The following is a 255-nucleotide window of genomic DNA, read 5'->3' on the forward strand; positions in this document are numbered from 1 at the left end:
GTCCGCTTACGGCGTCGTATGACGGCAAAACGTGGAAATACACTGACGCCAACGGACAAGTGGTTGTGAGTGCGCAGAACACCACGACCGGAGCATACCAGACCGAAAACGGGTTCATTTCCTATAGTCCGAGCGGGGGCTATATCCTTGTTAGTAATGACAAGATCGCGGACCCTACAAAGGTAAGTTGGTCCAATCAGTCGGGTGTTGTACCGGGATCGACGCCTTTCCCCTCATTTGGAGGTGCCAGCACAT

At 53.3% G+C, this 255-nt stretch carries 1 protein-coding gene; it reads left to right on the forward strand.

Features of this window, described 5'->3' with window-relative positions:
* Positions 1 to 65 precede the first annotated feature (65 nt).
* Positions 66 to 255, forward strand: a 190-nt coding sequence (locus tag WFJ47_RS16510; RefSeq protein ID WP_336762904.1) for a hypothetical protein, incomplete at its 3' end; no start/stop codon positions are given.

This window comes from Asaia sp. VD9 (assembly GCF_037150015.1).
Classification (GTDB): Bacteria; Pseudomonadota; Alphaproteobacteria; order Acetobacterales; family Acetobacteraceae; genus Asaia.